At 66.8% G+C, this 21,683-nt stretch carries 19 protein-coding genes; 8 read left to right on the forward strand and 11 right to left on the reverse strand.

Annotated features, from left to right (window positions below):
* Positions 1-102: 102 nt before the first annotated feature.
* The 5 genes from OG716_RS21575 to OG716_RS21595 form a co-directional block, all read right to left on the reverse strand.
* Positions 103-318 carry a DUF397 domain-containing protein gene (locus OG716_RS21575; protein WP_405139330.1) on the reverse strand — a complete coding sequence of 72 codons (216 nt, stop codon included), beginning with the start codon at positions 316-318 and terminating at the stop codon, positions 103-105.
* Entirely contained in the window at positions 315-1,196 is an 882-nt protein-coding gene (locus OG716_RS21580) for a helix-turn-helix domain-containing protein (protein ID WP_405139332.1), read from the reverse strand. Before OG716_RS21580 ends, OG716_RS21575 begins: the two co-directional genes overlap by 4 nt.
* A 283-nt stretch (positions 1,197-1,479) precedes the next feature.
* The gene (locus OG716_RS21585; RefSeq protein ID WP_405139334.1) at positions 1,480-3,942 is read right to left on the reverse strand and encodes a protein kinase domain-containing protein; all 2,463 of its coding nucleotides are present in this window, start codon (positions 3,940-3,942) and stop codon (positions 1,480-1,482) included.
* Positions 3,943-4,037: 95 nt separating this feature from the next.
* Positions 4,038-4,697, reverse strand: a complete 660-nt coding sequence (locus tag OG716_RS21590; RefSeq protein WP_405139336.1) for a response regulator — start codon at positions 4,695-4,697, stop codon at positions 4,038-4,040.
* A 296-nt stretch (positions 4,698-4,993) separates the two neighbouring features.
* Entirely contained in the window at positions 4,994-6,235 is a 1,242-nt protein-coding gene (locus tag OG716_RS21595) for a sensor histidine kinase (RefSeq protein ID WP_405139338.1), read from the reverse strand.
* Between the two features lie 169 nt (positions 6,236-6,404).
* Here OG716_RS21595 and OG716_RS21600 point away from each other — a divergent pair, with 169 nt between their 5' ends.
* Both OG716_RS21600 and OG716_RS21605 read left to right on the forward strand, forming a co-directional pair.
* A complete protein-coding gene (locus tag OG716_RS21600) occupies positions 6,405-7,370 on the forward strand; it encodes a hypothetical protein (protein ID WP_405139340.1) in 966 nt (321 codons plus the stop codon).
* 392 nt (positions 7,371-7,762) lie between these two features.
* On the forward strand, positions 7,763-9,091 hold the full coding sequence (locus OG716_RS21605; RefSeq protein WP_405139342.1) for an alpha/beta-hydrolase family protein: 1,329 nt from the start codon (positions 7,763-7,765) through the stop codon (positions 9,089-9,091).
* Positions 9,092-9,187: 96 nt separating this feature from the next.
* Here the strand turns inward: OG716_RS21605 and gatA are convergent, their stop codons facing one another.
* On the reverse strand, positions 9,188-10,687 hold the full coding sequence (gene gatA, locus OG716_RS21610) for an Asp-tRNA(Asn)/Glu-tRNA(Gln) amidotransferase subunit GatA (protein ID WP_405139344.1): 1,500 nt from the start codon (positions 10,685-10,687) through the stop codon (positions 9,188-9,190).
* Positions 10,684-10,983: an Asp-tRNA(Asn)/Glu-tRNA(Gln) amidotransferase subunit GatC gene (gatC, locus tag OG716_RS21615; RefSeq protein ID WP_297611537.1), complete on the reverse strand. Its 300-nt coding sequence runs from the start codon at positions 10,981-10,983 to the stop codon at positions 10,684-10,686. Before gatC ends, gatA begins: the two co-directional genes overlap by 4 nt.
* 277 nt (positions 10,984-11,260) lie before the next feature.
* Here gatC and OG716_RS21620 point away from each other — a divergent pair, with 277 nt between their 5' ends.
* The 3 genes from OG716_RS21620 (at position 11,261) to OG716_RS21630 (ending at position 13,050) form a co-directional block, all read left to right on the forward strand.
* Complete coding sequence (locus tag OG716_RS21620; protein WP_355123635.1) at positions 11,261-11,911, forward strand: amino acid-binding protein; 651 nt, start codon at positions 11,261-11,263, stop codon at positions 11,909-11,911.
* 258 nt (positions 11,912-12,169) lie between these two features.
* Positions 12,170-12,511 carry a hypothetical protein gene (locus OG716_RS21625; RefSeq protein ID WP_405139347.1) on the forward strand — a complete coding sequence of 114 codons (342 nt, stop codon included), beginning with the start codon at positions 12,170-12,172 and terminating at the stop codon, positions 12,509-12,511.
* Positions 12,511-13,050: a hypothetical protein gene (locus OG716_RS21630; RefSeq protein WP_405139349.1), complete on the forward strand. Its 540-nt coding sequence runs from the start codon at positions 12,511-12,513 to the stop codon at positions 13,048-13,050. Before OG716_RS21625 ends, OG716_RS21630 begins: the two co-directional genes overlap by 1 nt.
* Positions 13,051-13,101: 51 nt before the next feature.
* Here OG716_RS21630 and OG716_RS21635 read toward each other — a convergent pair whose 3' ends face one another.
* Together OG716_RS21635 and ligA are read right to left on the reverse strand one after the other, a co-directional pair.
* A complete protein-coding gene (locus tag OG716_RS21635; protein WP_405139351.1) occupies positions 13,102-13,596 on the reverse strand; it encodes a GNAT family N-acetyltransferase in 495 nt (164 codons plus the stop codon).
* Positions 13,597-13,696: 100 nt separating this feature from the next.
* Complete coding sequence (ligA, locus tag OG716_RS21640; protein WP_405139821.1) at positions 13,697-15,778, reverse strand: NAD-dependent DNA ligase LigA; 2,082 nt, start codon at positions 15,776-15,778, stop codon at positions 13,697-13,699.
* A gap of 153 nt (positions 15,779-15,931) precedes the next feature.
* Here ligA and OG716_RS21645 point away from each other — a divergent pair, with 153 nt between their 5' ends.
* Positions 15,932-16,351: a PPOX class F420-dependent oxidoreductase gene (locus OG716_RS21645; protein ID WP_405139353.1), complete on the forward strand. Its 420-nt coding sequence runs from the start codon at positions 15,932-15,934 to the stop codon at positions 16,349-16,351.
* Here the strand turns inward: OG716_RS21645 and OG716_RS21650 are convergent, their stop codons facing one another.
* Complete coding sequence (locus OG716_RS21650; protein WP_405139355.1) at positions 16,352-17,068, reverse strand: SDR family oxidoreductase; 717 nt, start codon at positions 17,066-17,068, stop codon at positions 16,352-16,354.
* Between the two features lie 103 nt (positions 17,069-17,171).
* Between OG716_RS21650 and OG716_RS21655 the strand changes: the two genes are divergently transcribed.
* Entirely contained in the window at positions 17,172-18,026 is an 855-nt protein-coding gene (locus tag OG716_RS21655) for a LysR family transcriptional regulator (protein WP_405139357.1), read from the forward strand.
* Here OG716_RS21655 and OG716_RS21660 read toward each other — a convergent pair.
* Positions 18,023-18,451 carry an SRPBCC domain-containing protein gene (locus OG716_RS21660; RefSeq protein ID WP_405139359.1) on the reverse strand — a complete coding sequence of 143 codons (429 nt, stop codon included), beginning with the start codon at positions 18,449-18,451 and terminating at the stop codon, positions 18,023-18,025. The two genes, OG716_RS21655 and OG716_RS21660, sit on opposite strands and share 4 nt — an antisense overlap.
* Positions 18,452-18,675: 224 nt before the next feature.
* Here OG716_RS21660 and OG716_RS21665 point away from each other — a divergent pair, with 224 nt between their 5' ends.
* A complete protein-coding gene (locus OG716_RS21665; RefSeq protein ID WP_405139361.1) occupies positions 18,676-20,163 on the forward strand; it encodes a DUF222 domain-containing protein in 1,488 nt (495 codons plus the stop codon).
* The last annotated feature ends 1,520 nt before the right edge of the window (positions 20,164-21,683 follow it).

Raw genomic sequence — 21,683 nt, forward strand, 5'->3', positions numbered from 1 at the left:
TGATTTCGCATGCTCGGGGTAACTCCTGGGGTACCCCCAAAATCGTCGCGGCTCCCAACCGCACTACGCGTCCCCAACTTTCAACGGCTCCCAAGCCGTGCGCTAAAGGTTCGGGGAGGCGGTATCGAAACAGCCGGTTACCAGTGCGGCGGTGAAGTTGTCCCATTCGGCCGGTCCGAATACCAGTTTCGGACCTGCCGGGTTCTTGCTGTCCCGCACTCCCACACCGCTATCGAGAAAAGCGATCTCAACACATTCCTTCGCGCCGGTACTGCGCGCGCTCTTGAACCACCTCACGCCGGACGGTTCGACGTTCACGTCTCGTACTCCTTCGCTGCCTTCCGCAAGAGATCCCTACTGGTGGCATCGTCCAGCGCAGAGCGCTGAAGAGCCTGGTACGCCTCGAGATACCGGTCGACTGCGGCCTGCTTCTCCAGGTACAGATCGCCCAGGAAGTTCTCCAGGTACACCACGGTGGGTTCGACCGGCTTGTTGCCGCTGTCCCGGCCGAAATCCAGAATCACGAAGGGCCCGACGGTATGCCCGATCGGGACACCCGCTGAGAAGGGTAGTACACGCACAGCAATCGTCGGGAGTGTCGACATATCCGCGACGCGTCGCAATTGCGCGGCCATGGTGCGCCGACTGCCTACGACCCGGCGTAATGCCGATTCGTGCAGCACGATATCGAGGCTTGCGGCACTTCGCTTTCGGGTCAAAAGGGACTGCCGGCGGATCTTCAATTGCACTCTGCGGTCAATCTCATCGCGCGCAGCATCCGGCCAGTAATCACTGATCAGGACGCGCGCGTAGTCGGCGGTCTGCAGCAGGCCCGGGATCAGATCGGGCTGGTAGGAGATCAGGCCGCGGGCCGAAGCCTCCAGGCCCACATACACATTGAAACCCTCGGGAATGAGGTCGTCGTATTCGTGCCACCAGGACTTGACACTCGCCTGCTGGGCGATTCCGACCACAGCGGTGGTGAATTCCTCATCGAAGTCGTATATGCGACATAATTCCCTAATGTCCAGTACGCGAATCTTTTCCGCGTTACCGGTTTCCAGGCGCTGGAGTTTCGACTCGCTCCACTCCATCAGGGCCGCTGCTTCGGCAATGGTCACATTGCATTGCATTCGCCCCTCACGCAGATATCGCCCCAGTTGACGGCGCGGCAGTGTAGAACCATGCTCGGACATCGAGTGCTCCCCCCACGAAGGCAGTTTTCGGCCACTATGAACGATGCTCCCATGCGGTATGAATGCCGACCTGGCGCTTTCGCAAACTTTCCCGGGACGCGCGAATCCGGTTGCCCACCGGTTCCGACAATGCTGGACTTGAATCCGCGCCCGGCAAGAGCCGGAGCTCTCTCCTGGTCCCCCTCGTCCCCGTGCCGGGCGCGCCAACCTCCTACCGCCGCGCCAACCTCCTACCACCAAGCGCGGCAGTCTCCTTCACCCCTACGCGGCAGCCTCTCCACCCCTATCCGACTATCTGCATCACCACAATCGCCAACAGCACAAGCAGCGCCACCGCCGCCAACCCCAACACCACCAGCGCCGCAACCTGCGACCGCTCCGCCCCGCCGGCCCCCAGAACCGGTTGCTGTGGAACAGAATTCATCGGATACCCCGCTGCCGGACCGAACCCCCGCCCGGTGTTCTCCACCCCGGCAAACTGCGGCCCCGACCCCCCGACCGCCGCAGCCGGGAATTGCGATGCACTCTCCCCTGGCATCCCAGAGCCGGTCGACTCCACACCCGCCGCCGCACTGCCCGCCGGCACCCCACCGCGCGCCCATCCTGGTTCCGCCGCCGAACCCCTCACCGCGGACCCACCTTCCGCCGCAGGCACAAACGCCCCAGACATCGGATTCCGCAGCCCCGGCCCCGGATACACCTCCGCACCAGGGGTTCCGGCCGATTCCGCAGCAGACTCCGCACCCGCCGCCACAATCGGACTATCGGCCGTCAAGACACTGTCCGGATCCACAGCGCCGGAGGCACTCCTGGACGCTCCGCCGGCGGTCGAAGTCGCCGTGTCGGGTTCAGAAGCGGGCTGGGCCGGTTCGTCCGAGATGCCGGGTGCTCGGGATACCGGTTCGGCCGCCTGCCGCGACGAATGCCCTTCTCCACGCTCGGAATTCACGGCCTCGGGCAGCCCACTCGGCTGCGCAACTGCTCCTTCCGAACCCTCGGGCTGGGGCGGCACACCAGGTTGCGATTGCGCTGCTCCGTACTCCGAGCTTCCGGGTTGCGGCGGAATGTCCGGCTGCTGCACCGAATCAGCGGCGTTCGATGGGCCGCTGTCCGATACCTGCGCCGCATGTTTCGGACGCGCGCCGGGATCTGCGGGTTGTGCCCCGAGGCTCGTGGGCGGTAACTCGGCGGCGCCGGGGGCAGTCCTGGGCAGTATGTACTGCGATGCAGCGGCGGAGGAAGACTCCTGGTCGGTGGCGCACGACAGACGTGTGTCAGCGCCTGCCATCTGCGTTTCGGGCTTCGAACCCGGAGCGGGCTCCTGGTGCTGCGCACCATCACTCGCGGGCTGCCGCTCAGCGGTGCCGGAGAGGGACGGGGCGGATTCGGGGTGCGGGGGAACCCTTGGGGTCGGGAACGAATCAGTGGGTTGGGAGTACAGAGCTTCCTGCGGTGTCGGCGAAGCTACTGGGTGGGGTACGACATCCGTCAGCTGACCGGATGAATCCGTAGGCGGCACTTCTGGATTCGCCGGGTTCGAAGACAGATCGGAGGAGGGTGGTGGCGTGATCCGTTGCGGTACGGGGGTATTGGGATGCGAGGTGGGCGCCGAGGGGCCCGGTGGATGCGGCGGCACGGCAGCGGGGATCGGTTGCTGCTGTGGGGCGAGTGCCGGTTGTTGCGGGGCGGGGTAACCGGCGGGATAGCCCTGCGGCGGCATCGGATAGGCGGCTGGGTAGCCCTGCGGCGGAGCGGGAGCGGGCGGGTAGTTCTGCGGCGGAGCGGCGGGCGGGTAGCTCTGGGGCGCGGCGGGGTAACCGGCGGGCGGGGCATAAGCGGGCGCGGCGGGGGCGTAGCCGGGTGGGGAAGACAGTTGGGGGGCAGGCTGATTCGGGAAGACGGGCTGACCCGGGGCGGCGGTGAGGGCGCGGCGGGCGGCTTTGGCGAATTCGCTGCAGGAGGGGAAACGGTCCATGGGGCGTTTGGCCATACCCTTGGTGATGACCGCGTCCATGGCGGGGGTGAGGCCGGGGCGGCGGAGGCTGACCGGTGGGGGCAGCAGTTGCAGGTGGCCGCGAATGAGTTCGGACGGGTCCGGGGAGTCGAAGGGGCCTGCGCCTATGAGCAGCCAGTACAGGGCGCACGCCAGGGAGTATTGATCGGTGGTGTGATCGAGGTGTGCGCCGGTCATCTGCTCCGGCGAGGCGTAAGCCAGAGTGGCGGTGAACATTCCACGCTGGGTGAGATGGGTGGAATCCTCCCGCAGGCGGGCGATGCCGAAGTCGGTGAGGAACACCCGTTCACCGTGCCCGCCGACGGCGCGCGCCAGAATGATATTGGCGGGCTTCACATCCCGGTGCAGCACACCCATGGTGTGCGCGTAATCCAGTGCGGCGGCGACACCTTCGATGATCTGCACGGCCCGCTCCGGTGGCAACATGGTGACGTCCACCCCGGCGGCATCCACACCGTCGATGTACTGCATGGAGATCCAGAGCTGTTCGTCCTCGGTGCCGCGGTCGTACACCTCGACGATATTGGGGTGATCCAGCTGCGCCACCAGATCCGCCTCGCGATTGAAGCGAATGCGGATCTCCCTGTCCGCGAAGAGCTCCCGATTCAGCAGCTTCAAGGCGGTGAGCCGGCCCAGCCGTGGATGGCGGGCGAGATACACCGATCCCATCCCGCCCTGCCCGAGCAGCCGCTCAATGGTGAAACCGGCGAACACGTCACCGCTGTTCAACACTGCCCGACCCCCTTCCGGTGACGTACAAGTCCGTGAGCCTACCGCGCCCAGCGCTGCCTGACCTGGGCTGGGAACAGCCCGGAGCACCGGCCGTCTCAGCCCGGTGTCACCAGCCCGGACTCGTAGGCCAGTACCACCGCCTGCGCGCGATCACGCAGATTCAGTTTGGCGAAAACCTTCGATACATGGGTCTTCACGGTCTGTTCGGCGACGAAAAGATTATCGGCGATCTCGGCATTGGACAGGCCGCGTGCGACCAACTCCAGCACCTCCCGCTCGCGCGGTGTGAGCACCGAGAGCGCGGGCGCCGGGGTACGGCGATTGCGGCGCTTGGTGACATCGGCGATGAGCCGGCGCGTCACGGTCGGCGCGAGCAGCGCATCACCGGCGGCGACCACGCGCACCGCGCGCACCAGTTCTTCCGCGGGTGCGTCCTTGAGCAGGAAGCCGCTCGCACCGATACCCAGTGCCTCGTACACATAGTCGTCGATATCGAAGGTGGTGAGCATGAGCACCCGCACCGGCGGATCGAAGCCCGCCGAGAGAATCGCCCGGGCCGCGTCGAGCCCGTTCATCTCCGGCATGCGCACATCCATGAGCACCACATCCGGGCGCAATCGTTTCGCCTCGGCCACAGCGGTTTTGCCGTCGGGCGCATCCCCGATCACGCTGATATCGGGTTGCGCGGACAGCAGCGCACCGAATCCCTGCCGAACCATCGCCTGGTCGTCAGCGATCAATACCGTTATCGCCACAATCCCACCTCGCACACCCCACCGAGTTTGCCACGTCCCCCACCCATCAGCCCCCACCCCCGCAACCTCGCACCCCAACACGCCCGCCCCAATCATCAAGCGGGCCGCACGCCGTGCTGATGCCCCTGATACGACTACGCCGATCCTCTCCCCACGCCGTTCCGATCGCCCTCGCGCGAGGGTGCCCCTTCTCTCATACGGCGATGCTGGACCCCCGTCTTCCCGGCATGCTTGTGGCCGTGATCCACAACGGATCCCGGCCACAAGCGTCGCGATGGCGGCAGCGATTGCCGCGCCTACATTCCGGCCAGCGCATCGGATCCCAGCACAGCCGTCGCACGTCCGTCGCCGGCAACAGGACTCAACGGCAGTTCGGCGCGCACCTCGAATCCGCCGTCGGGACGCGGTGCGGCAGTGAGTGTGCCGCCGACCGCGAGGGCTCGGGCTTGCATCCCGGCGATGCCGCTGCCACCGGACTGATCGCCGTGGCCCGGACCGTGCGGGCGGTCATTGGTGATCGACAAGGTCAGCGCGGTGGTGCCGGCGATCCGCACCCACACCGGCGCACCTGGTGCGTGCCGCGACGCATTGGCCAGCGACTCCTGCGCAATGCGGTACAGCGCGAGCCCGGTGGTCGCCGGGACCAGGTCGAGACTGCCGTCGATGGTCCAGGTGAGCGGCACTCCGGCGCGGCGGGCGCCCTCCAGCAGAGTCAGCACATCGGCGGCGGCGGGCTGCGGTGCGTGCTCGGGCAGCTGGCCGTCGCTGCGCAGCACACCCAGCAGTCCGCGAATCTCGTTGAGCGCGGCTCGGGCTCCCGAACCGATGGATTCGAACTCCTCGCGCGCCTCGGGCGACAGCCCGTCGATGCGGTAGGGCGCGGTCTGCGCCTGCACCACCACCATGGACATATGGTGCGCGACCACATCGTGCAGGTCACGGGCGATGCGCGCCTTCTCCTCGAGGATGGCGCGGCGGGCCCGCTCCAGATCCGTCTCCTCGGCCTGCTTGAGCAGCGCCTGCCGGGACACCACCACCCAGCGCACCAGCAGACCCAGCACCACCAGGCCGGTGATGGCGATCGGCCAGCCCAGCCCGGCCTGCGCGAAACTGTCCCCGGTGGCCGCCATGGTGGTGGCGAACAGCAGCGAGGTGGCCAGCCACGCCACACCTACGATCTGCATAGGTGAGCGCACCGCCACCGCGAACACCAGCGCGAACAGGCACAGGATGTGCACCACCTGGATCGGCAGATCGTTCCCGTGCTGATGCGGCACGGCGAGCGAGATGAGCAGCGCAGATCCGGCCGAAACCGCCCATCCCAGAGCGGGATTCACCCGCATGAGCAGAATCGGGAAGGCCGCGAACCCGGCGATGAAGGGCTGCGCCGCCGCTGGCACCTGATGGGTGATGTGCAGCGTCGGCCAGGCGACCGCGATGAAGATGATCGCGACAAGCACCGTGAATCCGTCGAACCACTGCCGCGCCCGCTGCCGTGACGCCGGCGAGCGCCCACTCTTCGCCAATTTACCGACCATGCTCTCGACGGTAGAGAACTCCGCGGCCCGGCACGTCATACCCCCGAGTGATCTAGCACCCCATACCGCAGTACTGCCGGTCCCCGCGCGGCTCCCCCACCCCGCCCATGCGGGAACAGCCCCCCAGCGTGAAGCCCGGATATCGCCCTGATTTCTAGCGTCATTCCACATGAGAGCGTTCCCGTCCGACCCGGTCACCGCGCCCCACTCCACTCCGCTCGCGAGTGACGCCCCCCGGGCCCTGCCCGCCGACACCGTGTCCCCGCCCCTGGCGACCGGTGCCGATCGCAGTGGCCGCATCAACAATCGGACCTCCCACGACGACCACCGCACGGCAGCGTCGGTATCCGATCATCGCGCGACAGAGCCGGTATCCAGTCACCGCGCGACAGAGCCGGTATCCACTCGCACCGACCAGGACCCGCCGCTCGTGCCGAGTGCACCGTCGACGGCAGGTCGCCTGCACCGCTACGGCATGCTCGCGACGGCCGTGTCCGTACTGTTCTCTGTCGCAGTGGCTTTCGCGCCTTCGGCGAGCGCCGCCGCAGACGCACCGGTCATCGCGGAAGATGCCGGTGCACGCGCCGGAATCCTCGAATCAGCTGCCGCACAACCCAACCCGTCCGATATCCCCGAGACCTTTGTCGCCGAAGCCGGATACCGCCCGGTCATCGAGGCAGGCATGCTGGTCGATCCGCACGGCGACTGCTCCTCCCCCATCCCCCTCCCCCGGGAGTTCGACCTCGCCTGCAAGGCCCACGATCTCGGCTACGACCTGCTCCGCTACGCCGACAACCGGGGCCACCCCCTCGGCCCCTGGGCCCGCCAAACCGCCGACGCCGCACTGGAACAGCGCATGTTCGCCTCCTGCGATTCCCGCACCAACCCCGTATCCCGCGCCGAATGCCAGATAATGGCAGGCGTAGCCAGCACCTTCGTAGACCTCAACTCCATCCGCCAGCACTACGGCGTCCCCGTCCACGAACCGGCCCTCGACAACGCCTTCGGCCCCTCCCACTCCCTCCTCCCCGCCGGAATCGCCGTCCTGACAATCGGATCCATCGCAGCCGCAGTGACATTCCGCCGTGCAGCCCGCACCTCCACCGGCCGCCCGCGCGTGATGGCGGTGGCGTAATGAACAATCACAGCCCTGCGCCGACGAGCCCCGCGAACGGGCGGGGCGACGAGTTCGACTGTGCGGCAACCACGAGCGGCACAACAGATCTCGGACCTCGGATCTCGCCCCCCGCCATCGCCGAAGAACACCGTGACGAATTCCGGGAACCGGTGGCCGCACCCCCACGCGCGGAACCTGGCCCGCGAGCTGCTTCGCCTCAACGCGATAACCCGACCGTCGCCGAGCGTCCGAACTCGGACGTGACCACTGCGCCGAGGGCGCGCTCGAAGCGCCTGCGCGGCAACCACACGGCCTTTCAGGGCGGGCCGACCGCCGCTCCCCGATCTGCGCCGGGCCGCATCGGTGCGGATGGCGACGCTGACGGGGCGCACAAATCCAGGGGTACGCGTGTGAGAGTCGGGCTGCCTCGGGTGGGGACCACGGTGGGGGTGGGGTTCGGGGTGCTGGCTTCGCTGGCGCCGGGGTTGTTGCCGCGGACTCCGACTGCGCAGGCGGTGGTGACCGCGGTGCTGGTGTTGCTCGGACTGACCGCGGTGGGGCTCGGGCGGGTTGTGGTGCGGCGGAAGGGGTTCGGTGGGGTGCCGGCGCGGTGGCGGGGAGCGGCGCTGGTGATGGCCGGGGCGGCGGTGCTCGTCGCGATGGCGCAGGCGCAGGATTGGCAGAACCGGCTGCGGGGTGCGATGGGGGTGTCGGCTGTCGGACCCTGGTACTGGGCGCAGTGGGCGATCGGGTCGGCGCTGATCACCGGGGTGGTCGGCGGCGGCGTTCTCGGAATCCGCTGGGTGGTGCGGCGATTGGGTCGGGTGCGCAGCCTCGCGCTACTGCTGGGGGCCGGGGTGGCGGCACAGTTCGTGGTGGTGCCCACCGTTGTCGACTGGCGGAAAGCCGCCTACGCGTCGGCGAATGCGTTTGTCGATCCGGGCCTGTCACAACCGATTTCGTCGTCGAGGTCGGGTAGCCCGGTGTCGGCGGCGAGCTGGCCGTCACTGGGTGCGCAGGGCCGCAAGTTCGTGACCGGGGCTCCGGCGCAGGCGGTGCGGGTGTATGTGGGGTTGAACTCCGCGCCGGATCTGAATGCGCGGGTGGCGCTTGTCATTCGAGAGCTGGAACGTTCGGGCGGACTGCAGCGCGGCAATCTGGTGGTCACCGTGCCGACCGGATCCGGCTGGATCGACGGTGAAGCGGCCGCCGGTCTCGATCAGCGCTTCGGCGGCGATGTGGCGCTGGTCGGACTGCAGTATTCGGAGGCGCCCAGCTGGGCGACCTTCGTCTTCGGCCGCAAGGCCGCCGAACAGTCTGCCCGCGCCCTGTTCGACGCTGTCGAACAACGGATTTCGACGCTGCCGTACCCGCCGAAGTTGTACGTCTACGGTCAGAGCCTCGGCGCACTGGGCGGCAGCGCGATCTTCACCGACGATGCTGACCAGGCACGCCGCACCTGCGCGGTGCTGTGGGCCGGACCACCTGCCGGTGCGGTACACCGCAGCGGCGCAACAATTCTCGCGAATGCCTCCGATCCCGTGGTCCGCTGGTCTCCGGCCCTGCTGTGGCGCGCACCGAATCTCACCGGCACCCGCCCGGATGCCCCTGTCCCCGAATGGATTCCGTTCGTCAGCTTCATCCAGACCAGCGCGGACCTCCTCGGCGCCCTCGACGCCCCCTCCGGCCACGGCCACCGCTACGGCACCGATCAAGGTACGGCGCTGGGCAGCTGCTGACCCGGAGCGGCTCAGCGCAAAAAGAAACAGCTCCCGGCCGGTTACAACCAGCCGGGAGCCGAATCAGCCTGTCCGATCAGATGATCGGACTCGATCTCAAGCGACCGGGCCGCGCGCCGCCTCGTAGGCCGCGCCGACACGGTAGAGCCGGTCGTCGGCCAGCGCCGGTGCCATGATCTGCAAGCCCACCGGCATACCGTCGTCCTTGCTCAGCCCGGACGGCACCGACATACCGCAGTGCCCGGCCAGGTTGGTCGGCAGCGTGCACAGATCGGAGAGGTACATGGCCAGCGGATCGTTGACCTTCTCGCCCAGCTTCCAGGGCGTGAACGGACTGGTCGGCGAGACCAGCACATCGACCGACTCATACGCCCGGTCGAAGTCGCGCGCGATGAGCGTGCGGACCTTCAGCGCCTGCCCGTAGTAGGCGTCGTAGTAACCGGCCGACAGCGCATAGGTGCCGATCATGATGCGGCGCTTGACCTCCGGGCCGAATCCGGCCGCACGGCTGAGCGACATGACCTGATCCGCACTGTGCGACCCGTCGTCACCGACGCGCACCCCGTACCGCATGGAATCGAAGCGCGCCAGGTTCGAGGACACCTCGGACGGCAGGATGAGGTAGTAGGCGGCCAGCGCGTGCACGAAGTTCGGGCAGGACACCTCCAGCACCTCGGCGCCGAGCTCCTTCAACTGCGCCACAGCGGCATCGAAGGAATTGATGACACCCGGCTGGTAGCTGTCGGAGTGCAGTTCCCGCACCACACCGACCTTCACACCGGTCAGATCGCCCTTGGCGCCCTCGCGGGCGGCGGCGACCACCGGCGGCACCGGCACATTGCGCGAGGTGGAATCGCGCGGGTCGTACCCGGCGATAACCTCGTGCAGCAGCGCGGTATCCAGCACCGTGCGACCACACGGCCCACCCTGATCCAGCGACGACGCACAGGCGATCAGGCCGTACCGGGAGACGGTGCCGTAGGTGGGCTTGGTGCCCACGGTCGCGGTGACCGCGGCGGGCTGGCGAATGGAACCGCCGGTATCGGTGCCGATGGCCAGCGGGGCCTGATACGAGGCGAGCGCCGCCGCCGAACCACCGCCGGAACCGCCCGGAATCCTGGTGGTATCCCACGGGTTCCGGGTCGGGCCGTACGCCGAGTTCTCGGTGGAGGAGCCCATGGCGAACTCGTCCATATTCGTCTTGCCCAGAATCGGGATGCCCGCCTGCCGCAGCCGCGTGGTCAGCGTCGCGTCGTACGGCGAGACCCAGCCCTCGAGGATCTTCGATCCACAGGTGGTCGGCATATCGGTGGTGGTGAAAACGTCCTTGAGCGCCAAGGGAACACCGGCCAGCGGCGAGGCGACGGTGCCGGCGGCGATCGCGCGATCCACCTCGGCGGCGGTCAGCAGCGCCTGCTCACCCGCGACGTGCAGGAAGGCATTGATCTCACCGTCGACCTCGCCGATGCGCTGAATGTGCGCCTCGGTGACCTCAACCGAGGAAACCTCGCGGGCGTGGATCTTGTCGGCGAGCTCCGCGGCGGAAAGCTTGGTCAGGTCGGCTGCGCCCATTGTTCGCTCGCTACGCTCGCTCATGCACCCTCTCCCAGAATCTGCGGAACCAGGAACCGCTGGTCCTCGGCCGCGGGCGCGCCGGAGAGCGCCTGCTCAGGCGTGAGGCAGGGCTGCTCCACATCCGGGCGCGTCACATTGGTCGCGGGGTTCGGGGAGGCGGTGGCGGGGACATCGGCCGCGGCGACCTCGGAAATCTGCGCGACGTAGGTCAGGATGGAATCCAACTGACCGGCGTACAGATCGAGTTCGTCATCGGTCAAAGCGAGCCGGGACAACCGGGCGAGATGTGCGACCTCGTCCCTGGAGATGGCGGGCACCGCGGGACCCCTTTCGGCTGGTTCGAGCATGAAGATTCGGCATCCGACAGCCTAGCGGGGTGCACCGGGACCGCCGTGGCAGGTGCCATCGGGCGCCGAATCAGCGCCCGCGATACCTTGGTTGGACACCCACTCGCATAGATACGTGACCGACCGGTAAGTGGCCTAGGTCACACCCACGGCTTCGATTCGATAACCCGCACCGGAGGGTGTAAATATTGCGGGACTCGGGTACCCGTCCGAAAGTCTCGGTCGCACAGGAAAGAAAGGAAGGCACGTGTCATACCTGCTTCGCGTGCAACTTCCGGATCGTCCAGGCAGTCTCGGTTCGCTCGCTCTCGCGCTCGGTTCCGTAGGCGCCGATATCCTCTCGCTGGATGTCGTCGACCGCGGTGACGGTTTTGCGATCGACGACATAGTGGTCGAGGTTCCGACGGGCGCACTTCCGGACACCCTCATCACCGCAGCGGAATCCGTACACGACGTACAGGTCGATTCGCTGCGCCCGTACTCGGGCATGCTCGACACCCATCGCGAACTCGAGCTCATCGACCAGGTCGCCAATGCACGCGACGACCGGCTGCAGGTGCTGGTCGACGGCGTACCGCGGGTGCTACGGGTCGGCTGGAGCACGGTTCTGGATATGGGCCCGCAGGGCGCCTACCGCGTGGTGGGCAGCCAGAGCGCCCCGTCCACGCAGGCGTCCTCCGCGCCGTGGATGCCGCTCGAGAAGCCGGCCATCCTGGACGGTGAGGGCGATTGGGTGCCTGAGCTGTGGAAGGACATGGACACCAAGCTGGCCGCCGCACCGCTGGGCAATACCGGCAAGGTGCTCATGCTGGGCCGCCCGGGCGGCCCGGATTTCCGCCCCTCCGAGGTGGCGCGCCTGGGTTATCTGGCGGGGATAGTCGCCACCGTCCTGGGCTGATTTTCTACTCTTTCGCGCCGGTGTGAGCTCTCTCGCACCGGCGCGAATCGTTTGCCGGGCAGGGGTTTTCCTGCCGTCACCCCTGCTCTGCCTCATATTCTCAGGTTTTATCTACTGTTCAGCTCAGTAGGTCATCTACTATGTAGCTACGTAGAAAAGCCGCCGATCACGCGGCGCACCTGCGAACAGAGAGGCAGAGTCGCCTTGCTCAATTACCGATCGACACCGAAATCACGGGCCCGGCGGATATCCGTCACAGTGGCGCAACTGGTCGGCGCCACCGCTGCCGCCACCATCGCGGCGGGACCCGCTGCCGCGGAATCCTATTCGCGCGGCGAATCGCCGGGACCGGGCCGCTCCAACTCCCAGGGTGATACCTCCGGCGCCCATCACGGCGATCCGCTCGGCTACCACCACACCGATGCGAATCCGCAACGGCAGAACGAACATTGGCAGAATCGGCGCGAGCTCGGCTCATTGCCGCAGACTCCCCCGCGGACCGGCAACGGCGGCGGTAATACCAATAGCACCTGGAACGCAATCGACAATCCGGACGGCGCCGGCTGGTCCGTCTGCCGCCCTCGAGCAAGTTGGTGCTGATGACTACCGTGACCGATACCCCGACCACTCGTAACCTGCGCCGCACCGCGTTCACACCGGTCGCTGTCGCCGTATTAGCCACTGCCGGAATGACTTTCGGCGCGGGCATCGCGGAGGCCGAGGAGCGTAAGACGCGCCCCGGCGCGGCCTGCCTGTGGGCCGGGGACGCCTATCCGTCCGGCGCCACGGTCATCGCGGGCGGCGGCGCCTACCGCTGCGGCACCGATCGGAATGCGCCGCACTGGTTCGCCGAGGGCTCCACCGGCAAGGCGAGCACCGTGCGCAACCCCGGGGCCGTCACCGCGCCCGCCGGTCAATTCAGCACGGGCGCACGGCAACCCGGCACCAGCTACAACGACTACTGCGTCACCAATCAGCTCATCCCCGGCACCGACGATGTGTACCAGGTCGTCCGGGCGGGCGACGGCACGATGATGTGGAAGGCCGCCGCACCGATCTCGCAGTGGCAGTTCGATTCCGCGCGGCCGGACCCCACCTGGCGTACCGGAAGCCTCTGCTACGACGGCAGTTTGATGTAAGTTGCCCGGCCTCGCAGATCCGAGCGCGGGTCGATCCGGCGCGGCTGCGTGCTAGGTCAGAGGCAGCCGCATGACGGTCAAGGGCAGGCCCGCCATGGTGTTCCAGCCGCGTTCGGGCACCGGGATGAAGCCCAGTCGCTCGTACATCCGCCGGGCGTCGACCATATCGGGCATGGTGGTGAGCACCACGGCCGCAAATCCCTCGGTGCGCGCGGCCTCGACGACATAGCGCACCAGTGCCGTACCGACACCGGATCCGCGGGCCTGCTTGGCCGTGGCGAGCATGCGGAATTCCAGTTCGCCCGGCCGGGCGATATCGGCGAACGGCGTCCCGGGTCGCGCCATGGTCAGCGAGCCGATGACCGTATCGTCCTGCACGGCCACCAGAATCTCGGCCGCCGCGGCACGGGTCACGGTATCGGCAAGCTCTGCCACATAGGGGCTTTCGGGCATCACATAGCCCTCACCCACATAGACGTCGACCGTCAATGCGCCGATCGCCGCGTAATCACCGGGCTCGGCATCCCGGATCCGCACATCACTCATCACCACAACTCCATCCTCAGCAACGGTCCCCCAGCACAATCGGTGGCCCTTCCCCACGAGCCGGTGCGGACGTCCGGCGTCCGCACCGGCCCGTACTCCGTCAGGAGACGGCGTCCGGCCCGCCCTCCAGCAGCCGCTCGAAGGCATCCTCGTCCAGGATCGGGACCCCGAGCTCCTCGGCCTTCTCCGCCTTGGAACCGGGAGACTCGCCGATGACCACGAAGGCCGTCTTCTTGGAGACCGATCCGGCCGCCTTGCCGCCCCGGATCAGGATGGCCTCCTTGGCGCCGTCGCGGGTAAACCTTTGCAGCGAGCCGGTTACCACGATCGAGAGACCCTCGAGATTGCGCTCGATGGATTCGTCCCGCTCGTCCTCCATGCGCACTCCGGCCGCGGCCCACCGGTCGACGATGTCGATATGCCACGGCACGGTGAACCATTCCCGCAGTGCGGCGGCAATGGTCGGGCCGACACCGTCGACGGCGGCCAATTCGTCATCGGAGGCTTCCCGAATCCGGTCCATACTGCCGAAGGCGGTGGCCAAAGCCCGTGCGGCCGTGGGGCCTACGTGCCGGATGGACAATGCCACCAGCACCCGCCAGAGCGGGCGATCCTTGGCGGCGTCCAGATTCTGCAGCAGGCGTTTGCCATTGGCGGAGAGGGTGCCGTCCTTGTTCGTGAAAAGTGTGGTGGTGAGCAGCGTGTCCTCGTCGAGGGCGAACAGTTCGCCCTCATCGCTGATGGCGCCGGACTTGAGCAAGTCGATGGCCGCCTCGTAGCCGAGCGCTTCGATATCGAAGGCGCCCCGCCCCGCGACGTGAAAGACCCGCTCCCGCAACTGCGCCGGGCAGTACTGCTGATTGGGGCAGCGAATATCGGCGTCGCCCTCCTTGGCGGGCGCCAGCTCGGTGCCGCATTCCGGGCAGTGGGTCGGCATGACGAACTCGCGTTCCTCGCCGGTGCGGGCGTCTACCACGGGACCGAGCACCTCGGGAATGACATCACCGGCCTTGCGAATGGTGACGGTATCGCCGATGAGCACACCCTTGCGCTTCACCTCGGACGCATTGTGCAGGGTGGCCATCGCGACCGTGGAGCCCGCGATACTGACCGGCGCCATGACCGCGAACGGCGTAACCCGGCCGGTACGACCGACATTCACCTGGATATCGAGCAGCTTGGTGGTGGCTTCCTCGGGCGGATACTTGTAGGCGATGGCCCAGCGCGGGGCTCGGGAGGTGGCGCCCAGCCGGCGCTGCAGCGCGAAATCGTCGACCTTGATCACCTGGCCGTCGATCTCGTGCTCGATATCGTGGCGGTGCTCGCCCCAGTAGGCGACACGATCGAGCACGGCCTGCACACCCTGCACCCGCACGGTGTGCGCGGACACCGGCAGTCCCCAGGCGGCCAGGGCCCGGTATGCCTCGTATTGTGATGCGGCGCTGAAGCCTTCGGTTCGGCCGAAGCCGTGGCAGATCATGTGCAGCCTGCGCCGCGCGGTGACCGCCGGATCCTTCTGCCGCAGTGAACCAGCCGCGGTATTACGCGGATTCGCGTACGGCGCTTTACCTTCCGCGACGATCGAGGCATTGAGCGCCTCGAAATCGGCGAGGGTCATATACGCCTCACCGCGCACCTCGAGCAGCTTCGGCACCGGGAACTCGTCGGTGCCGATCAGCTCGTGCGGGATATCGTCGATGGTGCGGGCATTGAGGGTGACGTTCTCACCGGTGCGCCCGTCGCCGCGGGTGGCGCCGCGTACCAGCTTCCCGTCCTCGTAGACGAGATTGAGCGCGACACCGTCGATCTTGACCTCGCAGACGAAGTACGTATCCGCCCCCGTCTCGGTTTCGATGCGGCTGATCCAGACCCGCATCTCCTCCTCGTTGAACACATTGTCGAGCGAGTACATCCGCTCCAGATGATCGACCGGCGCGAATTCGGTGGTGAACCCACCGCCGACCACCTGGGTCGGTGAATCGGGCGTGCGTAGGTCCGGATGCGCCTCCTCCAGCGCCACCAGCCGCTGGAACAGCTCATCGAACTCACCGTCGGTGATGATCGCCGCGTCCCGCACGTAGTACCGGAACTGGTGGTCGCGCACGAGCTCGGCCAGTTGCTGCCACTCGACCCGTTCGTCCCCACTCGCCGCGGTGCGCTCGTCCCCATCCGCCGGGGTGATTTCGATACCCGATTCGCTCACAACAGGCACATTAGCGGGTCCGGCCGACACCTTCGTGCGACATTCCCGCACGTCGCGCGGGTTGCGCGGCGATCACCGCCGGATCGATCCACCCCGGGGAACATCACCGCCGCAGTGCGGGTTGGACCGGTCATGGACATCGCCACAGCGGTCGAATTCGCGCGCTCGCACAGCAAGTCGGTGCTCACCACCATCCGCAAGGACGGTCGCCCGCAGCTCTCGAATGTGCTGCACTGGACCGGCGATGACGGGATCATTCGCATCTCGATCACGGCCGATCGGGCCAAATATTTCAATCTGCTCCGGGAGCCGTGGGCGGCCCTGCATGTGAGCAGTGCCGATTTCTGGTCCTATGCGGTGCTCGAAGGTACGGCCGAGGTCTCGCCGGTGGCGGCCGATCCGGGCGATGCGACGGTGGAGGAACTGGTGTCCTACTACCGCACACTCACCGGCGAGCATCCCGATTGGAACGATTACCGCCGGGCCATGGTCGCCGACCGCCGCGCGGTCGTCCGGATCAGGCCCTCGCACGCCTATGGATTGGTGCGTTGATCAGGCGAGCACGGCCCCGCCGTCCAGCGTCAGCACGGTGCCGGTCGCATGCGGCTGCGTGAGGAAGAACAGGAACGCCTGCGCGATGTCCTCGACCTCGGCGATCCGCCGCAGCGGCGTGCCAGCGGCGGTATCAGCGTAGAACTGCTCGCGCACGTCTTCGGGGAAAGCCCAGAGCGGGGACCGGACCACGCCCGGCATGACGGCATTGACCCGGATCGGCGCGAGCTCGACGGCGAGCGCACGGGACAGCGTCTCCACCGCGCCGCAGAGGCTGGAGGTGACCGTGGAACCCGGCACCGGACGCGGGCCGGCGGTACCGGTGGTCAGCGTGATCGAACCGTCCGGCCGCAGCTGTGGCACAGCCGCCTGAACCGCCGCAAGAACGCCGAAGTAGCGGAGCTCGAAGAACTTTCGCGCCTCGGCGAGATCCAGATCGGCGAGCGGCGACAGCAGCAGCGCCTCACCGGCGGTGTACACCAGGTGATCGAGTGCGCCGATTTCCTCGAACAATGCGCGCACCCGATCGCCGTCAGTCAGATCGACGACGTAACCGGTACTGCCCGAGGGCAATTCGGCCAAAGTGCGATCGATATTGGCGCGACTGCTGGAAACCACGGTGACCTTCGCACCCCGCTCCGCGGCGGATGCCGCGACCGCGAAACCGATGCCGGAGGTGCCACCGAGAACTACTACATGCTGGCCTGCGAGGGACATTGGAGAGCCTTTCGTGCTGTCGGAAACTGCTCTCCTACTTTCGCTTCCGCAGGTCACACACGTCCAAGACCTAAACCGTCCGCTGTAATACCCTGAGGGCATCATGACCGATCTCGATCTCCGCAAGTTGCGATACTTCGTCGCCGTGGCCGAGCACATGCATTTCGGGCGGGCAGCCGAACAGCTCTACATCGCCCAGCCGGTGCTGTCCCGGCAGATTCGGGCGCTGGAGGACGAGCTCGGGGTACAGCTGTTCGAACGTGATCGCCGCGGCACCGCCCTCACCGCCGCGGGCGAGCAATTGCTGCTCGATGCCCGGCCGCTGCTGGAAGGCGCACAAGCGTTGCACCGCAGGGCCGTTCGCGCCGCCCACGGCACCGACACCTTCACGGTCGGCTTCATGCCCGGCCTCATCGTGTCCGCCCCCGTACGCGCCATGGCCGCCCGGCACCCTGAACTCACTGTCGAACTGGTGCGCACAACCTGGGACGATCAGACCACCGTCGTGCGCGACGGCCGCGTCGACATCAGCTTCGTCCGCCCGCCGATCGATTCGGAGGGCCTGCGCACCCGTCCGCTCTACACCGAGCCCCGAGTCGTCCTGGTGTCCACCGACCACCCGCTGGCCGGCAAGGAATCCGTCGCGCTGGCCGATCTGGCGGACGATCATCTACTGCAAGATCCGGACATGTTCCCCGAATGGCGTGCTGCCGCAACAGATCCGCGCGCACAGAGCCGACCCGTCCCGGTCTTCCACAGTGTCGAAGAGAAGCTCGAACATGTCGCGGTAGGCCGAGGCATCGCCTTCCTACCCCTCTCGGTGGCCACCTTCTACACCCGCCCGGACATCACCTACATCGCGGTCTCGGACCTGTCCCCCGGCGAGGTGAACCTGGTCTGGGACAGTGTCCGCCGCAGCCCGCTCATCGACGAATTCGCCGATCTCGCAGCGGGTTAGCCGTTTTCAGCGGCTTCCTTGACACCGGTTACGAGCATCTGCCACATGCCGCGGGAGTGCTCGGCCTCGGCCTCACTGGCATTGTTGTCCTGACTCAGCGACAGGTGCGTCGTCTCGCCATTGCCGGTCAGCTCGTAGGTGAGCGTGTGATAGTTCTCCGGAACATCCGGCTGGCCGCTGAGCGGGCTGTAGTGGGTCATCTTCAGGAGCAGATCAGGCTCGACCGCGAGCAACTCGCCCTTGTCCTCGTACTGGCGCCCCTCGTAGACACCCTTCCAAGTAATGGGGCTGTTCACCTGCCAGTCAGTGCTCACGTCGGCCCCGAACATGAATTTGCGGATCTGCTCGGGATCGGTCAAGACGGCCCATACCTGCTTAGGAGAGGCGTTGATGTCGGTTTCTGCGGTAGCTACGTATCCAGTCATTGGATTCTCCCATTGGTTGGTTCCTCGACTGTAGGAATTTTCGCACACTGCGGTCTTGGAAATAGGCGACAAAAGGAAGAAAGAAAAGGACGCCTGGACAAGAAGGGAGAAACCGGCAAAGAACTAGGATGCGAAAGAGGCTGGACGGTCCGCCAGTCTGAATATCCTTATATCACAACGTGATTCGCCTTTCCGGGGTTCTTCTGCGGCGGTAGAATAGAGGCATGAATCCGGGGGGAGCAACCACCATCGCATCGAGTGCACACGCACTCGATACCGCCGTGGAAAACCTCCTCGATGCCTCCCTCACACCCTTGCTGGACGAGGAATTCATCGCAGTGATGCGTGAAGTCGAGACCAGCATGCGCAAACTCGAAGCCGTCAAACACCGGTTCGTCACCGAAACCTGCACCCGCTCCCTCGCCGCGCGTGCCGGATCGGCGTCCCCGGTCAAATTCTTGGAACAGACCCTGCGATTGAGCCACGCTGATGCGGTCTCGCGGGTCAACGCCGCCAAACAGTTGAGCCCGCAACCGGCGCTCGGCGGGGACCTGGAACCTGAATTGGCGTATGTCGCCGAAGCCCAACGCGCCGGAGACATCTCCGTCGATCATGTGCGGCGGATCACGCAGGTCCTCAAGCGCATCCCGTGTGCCGCCGACCCCGGCCAGAAAGACCTGGCCCAAGACGTTTTGACCACCTACGCCCGCACCGGCAGCCCCGACAAACTGGTCGATCTGGGGGAGGTCATCCTGGCGAACATCGACCCCGACGGCACCCTCACCCAGGACAAAGACCGCGAACGCATGCGCGGGCTCACCCTCGGGCGCAAGCGTGCGGACGGGATGTCGCCGCTGATCGGGGAGATCACCGAGCCGTTGCGGGAAGTCCTGGAGCCGTTGCTGGCCAAATTCGCCCGCCCCGGCATGTGCAACCCCGCCGATCCGCACAGCCCGAAGGTCGCCGACCGCACCCTCGACCGCCAGAAACTGAAAGCCGCCGCCGAACGTGATACCCGCTCGCCCGCGCAACGCAACCATGATGCGGTGTTGGCGGTGCTGCGGTTTCAGCTCGACCGCCCCAAGCTCGGCTCCCACCGGGGTTTGCCCGTGGAAGCGATCATCACCATGCGTGTGGAGGACCTCGAGCGGGGTGCGGGGATCGCGACCACCGCGACCGGGGGCACCCTGACCATCCCGCAAGCCCTGGAACTGGCCGCCGGAACCCGACCGTTGTTGGTGGTGTTGAACAAGGCCGGGCTGCCCCTGTATTTGGGGCGCGGGCGAGACCGGTTGGCCACGCCCGCACAACGACTGGCGTTGATCGCTTCCGACAAGGGGTGTACCCGACCCGGGTGCAGTGCGCCCGCGAGCCTGGCGGCGGCCCATCACGTCACCGGATGGGCAGAAGGCGGCCCCACCGACATCGACAACCTCACCCTCGCCTGCGATGGGTGCCACGCGATGATCCACGACGGGCCCGGGGGCTGGAAAACCATTGTCATGGGCGAGGATACCCAGTTCCCGGGCCGGACCGGGTGGATCGCCCCACCCCACATCGACCCCACCGGCACCCCGCAGGTCAATCACCTGCACCACACCGGTGAGCTGATGGCCGGTGCCCTGAACGAGATCCGGGCCCGGGAACGGTCGCAACGCGAGCGACGGCGGGCATGGCTCGATGCCCGCACAACCACCCCCACCCGCGAATAGTGGGACCGCGCCCCTTGTTGACACCGTCAGGTTGGTCCTGACGGTGTCACAACCCGTTGCCTACCAAGGTTCCACGGGCAGTGGGCCTCGAGAGGCGAACGAGCACAGCGGAACCCGGACCGTGCGGAGCGGCAGCACAACCACCCCACCCGCGAATAGCGGACCACACCCCCTTGTTGACACCGTCAGGCCGGTCCTGACGGTGTCACAACCCGTTGCCCACCAAGGTTGCACGGGCGCCGCCGAGACGAACAAGCGCAACCGAACCCGGACCGTGCGGAGCGGCAGCACAACCACCCCCACCCGCGAATAGCGGACCACACCCCCTTGTTGACACCGTCAGGCTGATCCTGACGGTGTCACAACCCGCTGCCTACCAAGGCTCCGCGGGCAGTGGGCCTCGAGAGGCGAACGAGCACAGCGGAACCCGTGCCGAGCGGAGCTGCAGGCGCCAACAATAGGCGGGGACGGCAGGCGGGGACGGCAGGCGGGGACGCGATGCCCACACGCCATCCCACCCGCGAATAGCGGAACCCCTGTCAGCGCCCCTTGAAAACCTGGCCACCGGCGCAGACATCGTCAAGTCGATCCTGACGGTGCCACGACAAGGCCCTTGTCCACCAAGGTTTCATGGCCGCCGACCCCTACCATCCAGAACCGGGAACGGCGACAACAGCGGCAGCCCGGGCCGATCCTCACCCTCCCCACCGACTCGACAACCGCAGACCGCAGCAGCGTATACCAGCGGTGCCAAAGATACTGCCCACCCGTTTCCACAGACGCAGGCCGCCGCCGTGAACGACCACAACGGAACCCGCACCGGATGGACCAGCAGCAGGCGTGGCTCGCGCCCCCGTGAGTCCACCCTCCACCCAAAACCCCACCCACACAGCAGGCCTCACACCGCAAACACCATCACATTGATCATGCCGATGCGACACTCGTGCCGAATCACCGCGCACCCCGTGCCATCGCCCACCGCCCGCTCCGGAACCTCGCGCTACCCCACCACCACCACCAGCGCCGATCCGACGAACACCACGAACGTTGCCAGCCCGGGTCTTTCAGGCTCTTTCTCTTCGATCCCTTCTCTCCAGGCGGCCCTTGGTCTTTCGGGTTTTGTCTTTTCGTGTTTTATCTCTGAAACCGGACCACAACCAGTCTTCCGGCCGGTACCGCAGCTTCCCTCGTGACCGCGGAAGGTCAACCGGGTACCCCTCCTGACGCCACCAGCACGGCCATCTCGGGCCCTGCCCGCACCCCGGGATCCAACACCGCCCCTCGACGGAAACAACCCAGGTACACCGGCTCATCTCGGCCTCGAATCCACCCGGAGCGGGCACCACACACCCCTTCTCGACGGCCGCACAGCAGGCGTCCACACGGCACAAACCCGATAACCGCTGTGCCGCTGAGACACCCGCCGTTCAGTCCCCAGGAGCCGACGGCTTCTATGCCGAAACGGTCGGTCCACCTGGGTTTCTTGCCTCCCGGGCAGGGTTGATCTGGCAGGGGGTGCG

Origin of the sequence: Nocardia sp. NBC_01388, from assembly GCF_045040085.1 — a bacterium.
Classification (GTDB): Bacteria; Actinomycetota; Actinomycetes; order Mycobacteriales; family Mycobacteriaceae; genus Nocardia.